Origin of the sequence: Saccharococcus thermophilus (assembly GCF_011761475.1) — a bacterium.
GTDB lineage: Bacteria > Bacillota > Bacilli > Bacillales > Anoxybacillaceae > Saccharococcus > Saccharococcus thermophilus.
Window position 1 is genome coordinate 1,550,691 of the sequence record NZ_JAASRS010000001.1, and the last position, 12,686, is coordinate 1,563,376.

Genomic DNA, 12,686 nt, shown 5'->3' on the forward strand with positions numbered 1-12,686 from the left:
CTAAATCTAACCAAACAATAGAGCCATTATTTGGTGAACTTTTTTATAACTTTTTATATTTTTTCCTTTGCCAAACATGCAATACGTATCCTGCAGCGATTGCTAGTATAAAACTGAAAAACGCTCCTCGCTATACACTCTTTCCATTTTATCAACATGACTAATAAAAAATAGCTACCATGGCTAGTTACAAAAAAGTTTTTTTATGTTTATCATACCGTCTCCTCATGAAGGTACCGTCAAGAATTTTGTGTAATGTAAATGGGGTAGGGTTTCTCTGAAATGGATTTGAATTGATAGGGGACTGATTTTCTCCACACAGGAGACTGAATATTCAGTCTCTTGTGTGGAAAGGGAGAATCCCCTTATTTTGTTTATTTACAATATTTGGTTAACAATAACGTTCTTCAAACATTCGTTGAAGGGCTTCCTGCGCTTCGGCAAATCCTCTTAACTTTCGCCCTGCCCATTTCTCATTAAAATCTTGGATGGTCAAATACACGACTTTTTCCGCGGCTTCTAAACTGCTCAAACTGTTCATCGGCTTTAGACGTTTCCGAATCTCTTTGATCGTTCGTTCGATGACATTCGTCGTGTAAATCACACTTCGAATACTGCTTGGATAATCCATAAATGTAAGGAGGACATCCAACTCATTGGCCCAAGATTGAACTTCTCTTGGATATTTGCTGGACCATTTCGACTCAAACTGTTGAAACATTTGTAACGCCATCTCCTTATTCGGCGCGCGATAAATCAGCTTGAGATCCTCGGCCACTTCGAATTGGTCTTTTTTCCGAACACGGCTGAGGGTGTTGCGGACTTTGTGCACGACACAGCGCTGCACATCGGCTTTCGGATACACCGCCTTAAAGGCTTCCTCCAGCCCCGGAAGGCCATCGAAGACGCCAAGAAGCACTTCCTTGACGCCTCTTTGGTAGAGGTGTTGAAGAATTTCCTGCCATCCATAGGCGCTTTCTTGTCCTCCCACGAAGAAATCCAGAATTTCTCGATACCCTTCTTCATTCACTCCTAACACCACATAAATGACTTCTTTCTCTACCGTATCGCGGCGAAGTTTCACGTACAAGCCGTCCAAATATAAGACAGAATAACGTTTGGATAGTGGACGATGGTGCCATTTCTCGATGTCTTCTTTCACGACATCGGTAATACGGCTGATCGTCGCTGGAGAATAAGCATTTCCTAGAATTCGTTCGATAAACTTGCCAATTTCCCGTGTACTCATGCCACTTTGATACATCCTAATGATGGCTTCCTCCAGCCAGCCGGTGTGGCGTTGATAAGGGGCAAACAACTGTGTTTGAAATTCCCCGTTTCGGTCTCTTGGAACCAAAAGACCCTCAATCCGGCCATATTGCGTATCTAGATTTCGCTGATAGTAGCCGTTTCTCATATTCGGCGTTCCAGCCTGTTCGATTTCGAGGAAATGTTTGATTTCTTCCCGCATAATCAGCTCTAATTTTTCCTTCACAAACTGACGAATGACACTTTCCAGTTGATTTGCCCAGTCGACATTCGGTATACTTCTTTTAGACATAGGTAGGGTACTCCTTTCTCTAAGATTTTTGGTCCAATCAGAGAATACCCTACCTTTTTTCTTTTGTTCTAGCAAAATGCTTTACACAAACTTTTATACATCATCCTCATGAAGGAAGAAGGTAAAAAAAGATAAAAAATTTTTCATCTTTATTACACCAAAAAACAAGCTCCTACGATTATTGATGAAAAATTGTTCATTCCGGCATCAAGACGATTGAAGTTTTCTTCCCTTTTCCATATCGTTTATAATGATATGCGTGCATGGAAGAGACCAGCAAAGGAGGATTGTTTCGTGAACACATTTGTTCAGCTGTTTGAGGCGTACCGGTCGTTATGGTCGAATCGTTCGTTCATAAAGGACGAGGAACTCACTGAGGAATGCTGTAAATCGCTCCTGTATGAGGCGATCGAAAAGGAATTGCGAGATGAAATGACCCATCCGCGCACACGCCAGTCTCCTGAAATAAAATTTTATTATGCAATCAAAAGAATTATAAACGCTGATCTATCTGAGCAAGAAAAGTTATCTTTAATTCATATTTACATAAGTGTAATGGAACAAATAAAAGAATAACCTTTTTCTTCACTCCTTAGACATTATTCATCATCGCAGCGGTAACATAACGGTTAACAAGATGATTGTCGGCGGTTGCTTCTTCTCAACCAATGCCACTTATGAAAAAACTTGTATTGTTAGGATTTACCATTAATAAGCTTATCCAAACTGGCAGGATTGTTTCTTGATTTTCTTTTGAACAAAAAACGAGACTAACCCCTTCTAGAATGCGAAACATTTGGGAGGGGTTAGTCGCGAATTATCTATTTTCTTGGTTTTAGATGTATTTTTTATCACTTCTAAAGGTACTCCTCCGGTAGAAAAAATCATATAACTATTGCTCGAAAAATAAGGTTTCCAATAATGCTTCGATATTTCTTCTTTATATTCTTTACGAATATATCGAGAAGATATCGTTTTAAAATTGTTTATTAGCTTCAACAACTGAATTTGAGGAGGTGCGTCGAATAAAATATGTACGTGATCCTTTTCCCATTCATCTCGATTAACTCATATTGATCTTCCCTCTTTACGACTAAATAAATTCTTTAATACAATATTACCAATAAAACAAACATTTGGAAAGGAGGGTTCGTTTGATGGCAAAAGCTCCGAAAGCAGAAAAAATAAAAACCATTCAAAATAAAATCATCTCTCACGGAAAAAAGACATTCGAGAATACGCTTATTATCTTTCGAGATGCGTTAACTTTTATTGTAGATGTTGTAGATCGAGAGTTCGATGCTTTGGAGCATCTTTCTACGAAAGAAGCAGTTCCTGCCGTAGAAAGATTGATCCATCGGACCAAAACGAACCCTCATCCAAAGTATGATTTTAGTTTAAAGTTTTATAAGTTCCCGTCTTATTTTAGACGTTCAGCAATATCAAAAGCTTTAGGAATCGTAAAAAGCCATCGTTCTAACCTCAAAAATTGGGAAAAAGAACGTGATCAAGCACTTGCCGAGGGCAAGAGGTTTAAGAAAAAACCTCCGGCTTTAAGAATCGATCACAAAGCGTTTCCTGTTTTCTATAAAGGGAATATGTTTAAGCGTTTGTCCGAAAACCAGGCACAGATCAAAGTGTATAAAAACGGTGACTGGGTTTGGGAGACGATTACGTTTCAAACGAAAAACTTGAAAAACCGGGGAATTACAGGTTGGAAAGAAAGCAACCCTACTATTGTAAAGAAGGGGAAAAAGTACTTCATTCATTTTTCTTTCTCGAAAAAAATAAAACTAAAAAATACAAAGTTAGAGAATCAAGTGATTGTTGCTGTTGACCTGGGGTTAACGAATTCCGCCGTTTGTTCGGTGATGCTTTCGGATGGAACTGTCATCGGCCGGAAATTTATCAACCAGCCGATAGAAAAAGACCGGATGAAAAGCAAAATCAACAAACTGAAAAAGGCGCAGCAACAATCCGGATGGATTTCTGCGCCAAACTATTGGCGTAGAATCAATGGATTGCAAAAACATATCATTTTTAACACAGCAAGTGAAATTATTAAATTCGCTGAAAAACATAATGCAGATGTGATTGTATTCGAATACTTAGGCAAAATGAAAATGCCAAAAGACTATTATGGTGCCAAAAAGTTGCGTCACAAATTGCACCATTGGTGCAGAATCGGGATCCAAAATAAAGTAGAGCAAATGGCTCATTACCGTGGGATGCGTATTCGCCGGGTGAATGCGAAAAACACTTCTGCACTTGCGTTTGACGGATCAGGAGAAGTGAAACGCAACAATAAAAAAGACTTGGCCACTTTTCCGAATGGTAAAGTCTATCACGCAGATCTAAATGCTTCTTACAATATAGGAGCACGATACTTTATACGAGAATTCCTTAAATCCTTTTCTGAAAAGAAAAGGTTGCAATGGGAGGCAAAAGTTCCTTCCATTGCAGCTAGAACTCGGCAAACGTTGTCTTCATTAATTAGCTTGCGTCAGGCATTAAACATCGAAAGTGTTACATAGCGTGAGCATAGCTGTACTTAAGACAACGGATGCTCCGACTAGAATCTTCGATTTAGTCGGGGAGGTTCACACTATAACAGTCATACCCCGTATTTTATAATGAGAAAAAATAGGGGGTGAAAAAAATCGAAATTCAAAACCGGCCAGTATTGAATGTAAAAAAGACACCATTAGAAATTGCTCTAAATATCATTTCATTACTACTTTTCATTGGAAGTGTCTTGTACTTATTGATGGAATGGCCTTCCTTGCCGAATCGAGTACCAATGCATTATAACTTTTTCGGAGAAGTAGATAAATGGGGAGGCAAAGGAATAATTTTTTTACATCCGATTATAGGAGCTGTTTTATGGATTGGTCTTACTATTCTTGAAAAATTCCCTCACGTTTATAATTATATCGTCGGTTTAACGGAAGAAAATATAGAACAGCAATATAAAAATGGACGTATCATGATTAACGTTGTAAAAAATGAATTTCTAATTTATATATCTTACAGTATTTGGAAAGATATAGAAGTAGCATATGGACACGATATAGCTTTCGGGACTTGGGATTTAGCTCTATTTCTTATCGTCCTTTTCAGTTCGATAGGCTTTTTTATAGTAAGATCGTTTCGTTTAAGATAAACAGGAACATTATTCCACTAGTCCTAATAGAACGAATAGGTGAGCTGGTTGTATAAGCAAGCACAATGGGGCTTCCTATTTGGAGGTCCCATTCTTTATGCAATAATCTTTAACAGAGATACACATGCCAATTTTTTGGAACAATGATGCATTAAAATAAGCTGTATTGCTTGTGCTATTAGGTCTGTTTACCGTTTATTTTCGGTGTATAAAACAGCGCTGGATGATGTATAAAATTTTGTGTAAAGCATTTTACTAGATCAAAATAAAAAAGGTAGGGTATTCTCTGATTGAACCCAAACATTCCAGAGAAAGGAGAACCCTACCTATGTCTAAAAGTATACCGAATGTCGACTGGGCAAATCAACTGGAAAGTGTCATTCGTCAGTTTGTAAAGGAAAAATTAGAACTGATCATGCGGGAAGAAATCAAGAATTTCCTCGAAATAGAACAGGCCGGAACATCAAATATGAGAAACGGCTACTATCAACGAAATCTAGATACGCAATATGGCCGGATTGAAGGTCTTTTGGTCCCTAGAGACCGAAACGGAGAATTTCAAACACAGTTGTTTGCCCCTTACCAACGGCACACCGGCTGGCTGGAGGAAGCAATCATTAGGATGTACCAAAGTGGCATGAGTACACGGGAAATTGGCAAGTTTATCGAACGAATTCTAGGAAGCACCTATTCTCCTGCGACGATCAGCCGTATTACCGATGTCGTGAAGGAAGACATCGAGAAATGGCACACTCGTCCACTGCACAAGCGTTATTCCGTCTTATATTTGGATGGTTTATACGTAAAACTTCGTCGCGAAACCGTGGAGAAAGAAGTCATTTATGTGGTGTTAGGGGTGAACGAAGAAGGATATCGCGAAATTCTTGATTTCTTTGTGGGAGGACAAGAAAGCGCCTATGTATGGCAGGAAATTCTTCAACACCTCTACCAAAGAGGCGCCAAGGAAGTGCTTCTGGGCATATTCGATGGACTACCAGGGTTGGAGGAAGCCTTTAAGGCGGTTTATCCGAAAGCCGATGTGCAGCGTTGTGTCGTTCACAAAGTCCGTAACACGCTCCATCGTGTTCGGAAAAAAGACCAATTTGAAGTGGCCGAGGATCTCAGGCTGATTTATCGCGCGCCGAATAAGGAGATGGCGTTACAGATGTTTCAACAGTTTGAGTCGAAATGGTCAAGCAAGTATCCGAGAGAAGTTCAATCTTGGGCCAATGAGTTGGATGTCCTCCTTACATTTATGGATTATCCAAGCAGTATTCGAAGTGTGATTTACACGACGAATGCCATTGAACGAACGATCAAGGAGATTCGGAAACGTCTAAAGCCGATGAACAGTTTGAATAGTTTAGAAGCCGCTGAAAAAATCGTATATTTGACCATTCAAGATTTTAATGAGAAATGGGCAGGGCGAAAGTTGCGAGGATTTGCCGAAGCACAGGAAGCCCTCGAGCGAATGTTTGAAGAACGTTATCATTAACCAAATACTGTAAATAAACAAAATAGGGGGATTCTCCCTTTCCACACAGGAGACTGAATATTCAGTCTCCTGTGTGGAGGAAACTAGTTCCCTATTCATTCCAAATCCATTTCAGAGAAACCCTACCCCCATTATATTACACAAAATTCTTGACGGTACCCAGCGCTGCCCAAAACAAACTATTTGATGACAAATATATATAACAATCAAAGGAGGGCGCTGTTTATGTCTTTAATTCCTTACGATCCATTTCGCCATTTAGAAACAATGCGCAGAGACATGAACCGATTTTTCTCAACCGATTTTCCTTCTCTCTTTACCCATATGGACGACCATATCGGGATGCCGCGCATGGACATGCATGAAACGGAAAATGAATATGTCGTATCGTGCGATCTTCCTGGTTTAGAGAAAAAAGAAGACGTGCACATCGATGTACACAACAATGTCTTAACGGTCAGCGGAACAATCCAGCGTGATCAAAATATTAAGGAAGAGCAGATGCACCGCCGCGAACGCTTCTTTGGACGTTTCCAACGTTCCATTACACTGCCATCGGATGCGGCGACTGACAATATTAGAGCAACCTATAAAAACGGCGTGCTCGACATCCATATTCCAAAAACAACGTCTAGCCCGAAAAAACGCGTCGATATCGAATTTCATTGATGCAAAAAGGGAGCTGGTCACTTTCCGCTCCCTTTTAAACAAGTTTGGCTGCTTTCACGCACAACCAGTTCTGTCGGTACCACTACTTTTTTACAAATGGACCGCTTCGTTGTCAAGCGTTCCACCAACAACTCTACCGCCGTTTCCCCCATGAATTCTGTATATACTTTTACTGTTGTTAATGGCGGGTGAATAAATGCCGCCGTCGGAATATCATTGAACCCGATAATGGATATATCGCGAGGGACGGAAATGTGCGCTTCATGGAGCGCGCGCAACGCCCCGATCGCCATCGAATCGCTGGCGATGAAAAACGCGGTTGGAAGGCCATTGCTCGAAATGGCTTGTTTCATTAAACGATATCCGTCTTCGGCGGTAAAGCTGCCTGTCCATACATATTGTGAATCATACAGTCCTTTTAAGTATAAATATTCATAAAACGTCGCCTCGCGTTCATCGTGAATCGGCATTTCGCCGTCTACATATTCCCTTCCGCCAATATAACCGATTTTTCGATGCCCTAGCTCAAGCAGGTAGTCTAACACCGTAATCGTCGACTTGCGCAAGTCGATGACGACAGAGTCAAATTTCCGCTCGTCCGGCGAGCAGTCGACAAAGACGATGTTTTCGGTGCTGGAGGCAAACGCATTGATATCTTTTGGCCCAAATTTTCCGACGGCGATAATGCCGTCTAAATGTTCCATTCGTTCCGTTGGGTAGGAGCCGTTTTGCTTAAAGAGCTTTACTAATTCAATTCCTCGTTCAAAACATTCTTTTTCGACCCCTAAGCGGATCGCCATGTAATACGGATCATCCATTTCTTGCCGTTCGGAGTACCAATGAACGAGCCCGAAACGAAACGATTCCTTCGGCTGCTGGCTGCGTTCCCGCAGTGTCTTATAGTTTAGCTGCTGGGCTACTTCGAAAATGCGTTTTCTCGTTTCATCCGACACCGACAAGGTGGTGTCATAATTAAGCACGCGCGACACCGTCGCCACCGATACTCCGACTCTTTCCGCGATTTCTTTTAATGTCGCCATTGGTTCGAATAGATCCCTTCCTTATAATGTTTTCGCTCTTCATACTTACCCACATTAACGGACATCATTTCCATCTTGGCAAACGGCTATCCCCCTATTTCCATATGAAACCACCATGTAAATACGTCCTTCGGCTCGACAAACGAAACTTTGCGGATAGCGTAAGCGACAGACAAGTTGTCGTACACCCCCGTGCATGGTTCGAGCGCCAAATTATAATCGCCGCGATAGCCGCCTTGCGTTTTCCAGACTCCTAAATATGGAACTTTTTCCTCTGGATAATAATACATGAGTTTGCGTCCAGTATTTTCTTGAACGATTCCGCACATTCCCTTAGGGACGCGCTCGGTAAAATAAAATTTCTCACAATTGTTCGCGGACGGCGATTCCATTTTGGATAAATCCAACGGCTTCCCCGTTTTTTGCGACATAGTAATGGGGTACGGATGGATTGTTCCCCATTCGCCAAGATGTTCTGTCTGATGCTCGACGGTCATCACACTATTTAAACCGTCGGGAACAACGATTTTCGTATATTCGTCACATCGCAAAAGCGCGTGGGGCGTCCAAATAAAGTAGAACCGCGTGTCGCCATCATTGGCGACCGCATAATCAAAACAGAGCCGATTCTCTTCTAGCCAGACCCGTTTTGTCATCGTATACGGAAAAACAGGGCTTTTGACCGTAAAAACAACTGTCTCCCCTTCCAAACGATATTCCCATGGAAGCGCCCATACTTCTCCGTGGTCAGGGATCGGCTTTCCCGTTATAGGGTCAAAACAAGCATCGATGCTCGGAAATACTTCATCAAATCCACTAGAATCATAGTCGCTAAAAGCGGCGCCGTAACTCGGTATGGTGAGCATATCGCTTTTTGCCTGAAACAGCCATTCTTCATTCGTTTCTTTATCGATGAACGAAGCGAGTTTACTGCCGTACTCAGGCAAAAAGGTTGCCTTTATGTAATGATTTTCTAAAATGATACTTTTCAAACCTTTGAATTTTCCTTCCCGAATCATGACAACTTCTCCTGCACTTTCCGTAAAAAGGTGCGAAATGCCTGTTTTCCTTTCTCATTGCGCTTAAACACGCCGGCATGTTCTAGGACGGTGATAAAGCACTGTCCTACTTCGTGCTGCAAAATGTCCGATACATTTTCTTCTGTAATATTCGGGTAAGCGGCACCGATTTGCTCGTACCAATTCCAATGTTTGAAAAGCGCTTCGTCCCACTCGTCTTTTTTCGTATTTCGAACAAGGTATGTTGCCAATGTATCTAATTCGCTGGCAAGTCGTCCCGGAAGCACGGCGAGCCCCATCACCTCGATTAACCCAATATTTTCTTTTTTAATATGGTGCAATTCTTCATGAGGATGAAAAATGCCATATGGATGCTCTTCCGATGTCCGGTTATTGCGCAAAACAATGTCCATTTCAAACAAATCGCCGCGGCGTCTCGCGATGGGGGTGACCGTATTATGCGGAACATCGCCGCTATTGGCATAGATGTCGACGCTCGGGTCGCTATACGTCTGCCACGTTTCATAAATGCAATTCGCCGCTTCGAGCACTTCTTCTTTTTTGCCGCAAAGGCGGATCACCGACATCGGCCAGCGTACGATCCCTGCTGTCAATGATGGAAAAGACGGAAACGAGATGTATTCTTCGATTTCCGCTTTTTCCATCGCAAACGTATAGTTTCCGCCTTGAAAATGATCATGCGCCAAAATCGAACCGCCGACAATCGGCAAATCGGCGTTCGAGCCGATGAAATAGTGCGGAAATTTTTCGATGAAATCGAGCAAACGCGCGAACGTTTTCCGTTCCATTTTCATTGGCACATGCTCGGCATGGAAGACAATGCAATGTTCGTTATAATACACATACGGGGAATATTGAAAATACCACGTCTCGTCCAATAGCGCAATCGGAATGACGCGGTGGTTGGAACGCGCTGGGTGATGCCACGTTCCTTCGTATCCTTCATTTTCTTTGCATAACAAGCACCGCGGATACGAAGATGTCGGTGCGTCTTTTAACTTGGCGATTTCTTTTGGATCCTTTTCCGGTTTGGATAAATTGATGGTAATATCAAGCTCCCCATACGCCGTTTTTGCTTTCCATTGTTTATTTTTCGCAATTCGCGCCGTTTGAATGTAATTAGACGCTTTACTTAAGGAATAAAACCAGTCTGTTGCTTGTTTCGGAGCTTGATGATATTGGTTGTAAAATTCGCGGATCACTTCCGACGGGCGCGGCATTAAACAGTCCATCAGCTTGGCGCCCCATATGTCCCGCTCTGTCGTTGTATTCGTTTCCAAAAGACCGCGTTCATATGCCCAATCTAAAATCGTCTCTAAGATTGGAGAAGGAGAGGTAAAGGACGTGTCCTTTACCTCTACTTGTTTCCACTCCGTCAACCGCAGCGCCGCCAGCAGGCGATTGCGCGCGTAAACAATATCTTCGCGTGGAAGCAGGCCGCTTTCAACCCCGTATTGGATCAGTTGTTCTACCGCCGTCAAAATGTCCGCCACTGTCACGCACCTCGATACCCGTTCGGTTTCGCCTGATGCCATTCCCATGCGGAAGCGACAATATCGATAATGGATGTGTATTTTGGTTCCCAGCCGAGCTCGCGTTTCGCTTTTTCCGCGGATGCGACAAGCTTCGCCGGATCGCCCGGTCGCCGCGCCATGACGCGCGCCGGAATCGGATGGCCGGTAACTTTCCGCGCCGCTTCGATCACTTCTTTAACGGTAAACCCGTTGCCGTTTCCTAAATTGTACACGTTGCTTTCCGCACCGTTCCGCAGCTTTTCTACCGCTAGAATGTGAGCATCAACTAAATCGAGCACGTGAATATAGTCGCGAATGCAAGTGCCGTCATGCGTATCGTAATCATCGCCAAAAATATGAATCGCTTCACGTTGGCCGAGCGGCACTTTTAAAATTAATGGAATAAGATGTGTTTCCGGGTCATGATCTTCGCCGATCAACGTGCCGTAAGCGCCGGCGACATTAAAATAACGCAGCGAAATATAGCGGATTCCATAAGCACGGTCGACCCATTTCATCATTTTTTCCATCGCCAGCTTCGTTTCCCCGTACGTATTCGTCGGCATCGTCGGATCGGTTTCCACAATCGGAATTTGTTTCGGTTCTCCGTATACCGCGGCCGTCGAGGAAAACACGATTTGCTTGACGCCGGACTCGTTCATGATTTCTAGCAATACTTGCGTGCCGTACACGTTGTTATCGTAATATTTGAGCGGCTCCTGCATGCTTTCGCCGACAAGGGAATTGGCAGCGAAATGAATCACCGTATCGATCTCATGCTTACAAAATACATCGCGCAAAAACGCGCGGTCGCGAATATCGCCTTGATAGAAGATCGCTTCCGGATGAACGGCCTCACGATGACCGGTTTGCAAATTATCAACAACGATAACTTTTTCTCCTTTTTCGATCAAGCGGTATACCGCATGGCTGCCGATATAGCCTGCGCCGCCACAGACAAGAATCATACGCTCATCTCCTTTGTTTCTGTTATTTCTCTCGCTCCGTCACCGATTTTTACGACATAAAAGCTAGCCTTATAGCCGATTTTTTCGGCGTACTCTTTCCCGACCTGTTCAATAAAGTCAAGAATGTACGCATCTTTCACAATGTTCACCGTGCAGCCGCCAAATCCAGCCCCTGTCATGCGGGCGCCGATTGTTCCTTCATGCTTCCACGCCGCTTCAACAAGCGTATCTAGCTCCGTCCCTGTCACTTCATAGTCATCGCGCAACGAAATATGCGACTGTTTCATCAGCTCGCCAAAGCGGGCCAAATCTCCCTTTTCCAGCGCGGCCGCCGCCTCCATCGTCCGCTCGTTTTCCGTCACGGCATGACGGGCACGCTTTTGTTCAAGTGGGGAAAGAAGGTGTTTATACTCTTCCAACTGCTCGCTTGTCAAATCACCGAGTGAGGCAATGTTTATATGTTTCTGCAATTTCGCCAACGCTGCCTCGCATGCCGCCCTCCGTTCGTTGTACGCCGAATCGGCCAGACCGCGCTTTTTGTTCGTGTTGGCGATGACGATCGAGCAATCGTTCATCGAAACGGGTATATAGCGGCACTTTAACGTTTGGCAGTTTAATAGCATTGCATGGTTTCGCTTCCCCATTCCGACGGCAAACTGATCCATAATGCCGCAGTTGACGCCAACATATTCATTTTCTACTTTTTGACTCATTTTCACAAGTTCAAGCATATCGATATGCTGCGAGAATAGTTCATTGAGCATGACCGCCGTTACTAGCTCAATGGAAGCGGACGACGATAATCCGGCGCCGTTCGGGATCGTCCCGTAATACAAAATATCAAGTCCCGTCTCGATCGGGCAAAGCTGCTGAAACGCGGCGATAATCCCTTTCGGATAGTTCGCCCACCCATGTTGTTCTTGGTAGGACAAATCATCATAAGACACCGTAATAATCCCAGTTTCGGGAAAGTTTTTTGAGTAAAAGCGGATAAACGGATTGGCTGTTTTGCGCACGAGCGCATACGTGCCGATTTCTAACGCACACGGCAGCACATGCCCGCCGTTATAGTCGGTATGTTCGCCAATTAAATTGACGCGGCCGGGGGCGAAAAATACCCGAATCTCCTCGTTCCTCCCGCCAAATAGCTGAATAAACTCTTCTTTTAATTTCGCGATCATCGTTATGCCTCCTAAAATAGCGTCTCTTTGGTAAATATTTTAGTAAAAATTTTAG

12 protein-coding genes are annotated in these 12,686 nt (G+C 43.3%); 5 read left to right on the top strand and 7 right to left on the bottom strand.

Going from position 1 to position 12,686, the window contains the following annotated elements; genetic code table 11:
- Positions 1-391: 391 nt before the first annotated feature.
- Entirely contained in the window at positions 392-1,561 is a 1,170-nt protein-coding gene (locus BDD39_RS07975; protein WP_166907073.1) for an IS256 family transposase, read from the bottom strand.
- A 294-nt stretch (positions 1,562-1,855) separates the two neighbouring features.
- On the opposite strand from BDD39_RS07975, the gene BDD39_RS07980 reads away from it, so the two are divergent.
- A complete protein-coding gene (locus BDD39_RS07980) occupies positions 1,856-2,137 on the top strand; it encodes a hypothetical protein (protein WP_341801459.1) in 282 nt (93 codons plus the stop codon).
- Positions 2,138-2,341: 204 nt separating this feature from the next.
- Here BDD39_RS07980 and BDD39_RS07985 read toward each other — a convergent pair whose 3' ends face one another.
- Positions 2,342-2,563, bottom strand: coding sequence for a transposase (locus BDD39_RS07985; protein WP_380741323.1), 222 nt, complete (start codon positions 2,561-2,563; stop codon positions 2,342-2,344).
- A 155-nt stretch (positions 2,564-2,718) separates the two neighbouring features.
- On the opposite strand from BDD39_RS07985, the gene BDD39_RS07990 reads away from it, so the two are divergent.
- From BDD39_RS07990 to BDD39_RS08005, 4 genes are all read left to right on the top strand, one after another.
- Positions 2,719-4,095, top strand: a complete 1,377-nt coding sequence (locus tag BDD39_RS07990) for a transposase (protein ID WP_166909630.1) — start codon at positions 2,719-2,721, stop codon at positions 4,093-4,095.
- 116 nt (positions 4,096-4,211) lie between these two features.
- The gene (locus BDD39_RS07995; RefSeq protein WP_166909632.1) at positions 4,212-4,724 is read left to right on the top strand and encodes a DUF1648 domain-containing protein; all 513 of its coding nucleotides are present in this window, start codon (positions 4,212-4,214) and stop codon (positions 4,722-4,724) included.
- A 328-nt stretch (positions 4,725-5,052) separates the two neighbouring features.
- Entirely contained in the window at positions 5,053-6,219 is a 1,167-nt protein-coding gene (locus BDD39_RS08000) for an IS256 family transposase (RefSeq protein WP_166907797.1), read from the top strand.
- A 225-nt stretch (positions 6,220-6,444) separates the two neighbouring features.
- Entirely contained in the window at positions 6,445-6,888 is a 444-nt protein-coding gene (locus BDD39_RS08005; protein ID WP_166909634.1) for an Hsp20/alpha crystallin family protein, read from the top strand.
- Positions 6,889-6,905: 17 nt separating this feature from the next.
- On the opposite strand, the gene BDD39_RS08010 is transcribed toward BDD39_RS08005, so the two are convergent.
- From BDD39_RS08010 to BDD39_RS08030, 5 genes are all read right to left on the bottom strand, one after another.
- Positions 6,906-7,928, bottom strand: a complete 1,023-nt coding sequence (locus tag BDD39_RS08010; protein WP_166909636.1) for a LacI family DNA-binding transcriptional regulator — start codon at positions 7,926-7,928, stop codon at positions 6,906-6,908.
- An 86-nt stretch (positions 7,929-8,014) separates the two neighbouring features.
- Positions 8,015-8,947: an aldose 1-epimerase gene (locus BDD39_RS08015; RefSeq protein WP_166909638.1), complete on the bottom strand. Its 933-nt coding sequence runs from the start codon at positions 8,945-8,947 to the stop codon at positions 8,015-8,017.
- On the bottom strand, positions 8,944-10,503 hold the full coding sequence (gene galT / locus BDD39_RS08020) for a UDP-glucose--hexose-1-phosphate uridylyltransferase (protein ID WP_208404353.1): 1,560 nt from the start codon (positions 10,501-10,503) through the stop codon (positions 8,944-8,946). The genes BDD39_RS08015 and galT overlap by 4 nt, the downstream gene beginning before the upstream one ends.
- Positions 10,464-11,450, bottom strand: a complete 987-nt coding sequence (gene galE, locus BDD39_RS08025; RefSeq protein WP_166909642.1) for a UDP-glucose 4-epimerase GalE — start codon at positions 11,448-11,450, stop codon at positions 10,464-10,466. The genes galT and galE overlap by 40 nt, the downstream gene beginning before the upstream one ends.
- Positions 11,447-12,631: a galactokinase gene (locus BDD39_RS08030; protein ID WP_166909644.1), complete on the bottom strand. Its 1,185-nt coding sequence runs from the start codon at positions 12,629-12,631 to the stop codon at positions 11,447-11,449. The genes galE and BDD39_RS08030 overlap by 4 nt, the downstream gene beginning before the upstream one ends.
- Between the last annotated feature and the right edge of the window lie 55 nt (positions 12,632-12,686).